This window comes from Vibrio sp. 1167 (assembly GCF_033340375.1).
GTDB classification, from domain to species: Bacteria; Pseudomonadota; Gammaproteobacteria; order Enterobacterales; family Vibrionaceae; genus Vibrio; species Vibrio alginolyticus.
The window spans coordinates 1-1,239 of sequence record NZ_JAWOWK010000073.1 but is presented as its reverse complement, the minus strand read 5'-3'; the positions used below and the strand labels follow the sequence as shown (position 1 = coordinate 1,239).

Here is a 1,239-nt window from a genome sequence, read left to right as displayed (position 1 = left end):
ACTGATGCCAGAAATCAAAGTCATCGCCGTCGAACCTGAAGACTCGTCTTGTCTGAAAGCGGCGCTTGATGCTGGTGAGCCAGTGGTACTCGACCAAGTCAGCATGTTTGCTGATGGTGTCGCGGTAAAACGCATCGGTGAAGAAACGTTCCGCTTGTGTCAGAAATACATTGATGGTCATGTGGCGGTTTCAAGCGATGAAATCTGCGCTGCCGTAAAAGACATTTTTGAGGATACTCGCGCGATTGCTGAACCATCCGGGGCGCTTGCGCTTGCTGGCTTGAAGAAGTTTGTTGAGCAAAACCAACTGGAAAACAAAAACCTTGCCACGGTGTTGTCTGGCGCGAATACCAACTTCCATGGTTTACGCTATGTTTCAGAGCGTTGTGAATTAGGTGAGAAGCGTGAAGGTCTATTGGCCGTGACAATTCCAGAACGCCAAGGCGCTTTCTTTGAATTCTGTAATCTGATTGGCGGCCGCGCTGTCACCGAGTTTAACTACCGTTATAACGATGATGAACTGGCGAATATCTTTGTTGGTGTACGCCTGCAAGGCGGTCAGGAAGAGCTGGATAACATCATTCGCGATCTACGCGAAGGTGGCTACCCAGTCGTGGATTTGTCCGACGATGAAATGGCCAAACTGCACATTCGTTACATGATCGGTGGCAAGCCCTCGAAACAACTGAAAGAGCGTCTCTATAGCTTTGAATTTCCTGAGTATCCAGGCGCACTATTGAAGTTCTTAAGCACGCTTGGCACCCATTGGAACATCAGCCTATTCAACTACCGCAACCACGGTGCCGACTACGGACGCGTTCTGTGTGGTTTCGAGTTAGATGAAAGCGATTTAGCCCAATTTTCAGCGCATTTACGAGAACTTGGCTACCAATGTAAGGATGAAACCGATAATCCATCCTACAAGTTTTTCTTGTCTTAATTCGCCTTATCAACACCTCGCTGCAGCGAGGTGTTTTGTTTCCAATTTACGGTTTCATGGACCAAGTGATGAGCTAATACTGAGATCGGATGATTCTTTTGACTAACACTGCAACCAATCTTGATGCAACTGATTCGGTGATCCTAAATAATCCACCATCCATTGGATCAACTTATGATCGTCATCTTTACGCCATACCAAACAGCATCGGCTCAATGGCTTGTCATCTTGCAGCAGTTTCTCCACCAGCACACCTTCATGAATAAGTGGCATCGCAATATGACGCGGCATATACCCGA

1 protein-coding gene and 1 pseudogene are annotated in these 1,239 nt (G+C 47.3%); one reads left to right on the top strand and one right to left on the bottom strand.

The annotated features are described in order from the left end of the window. Positions 1 to 940: threonine ammonia-lyase, biosynthetic (gene ilvA / locus R7Z78_RS24455; protein WP_169643826.1), on the top strand; the 940-nt coding region annotated here is incomplete at its 5' end. A 102-nt stretch (positions 941 to 1,042) separates the two neighbouring features. Here ilvA and R7Z78_RS24450 read toward each other — a convergent pair. Beyond that, positions 1,043 to 1,239: pseudogene (locus R7Z78_RS24450) on the bottom strand (LysR family transcriptional regulator); the annotation flags it as partial.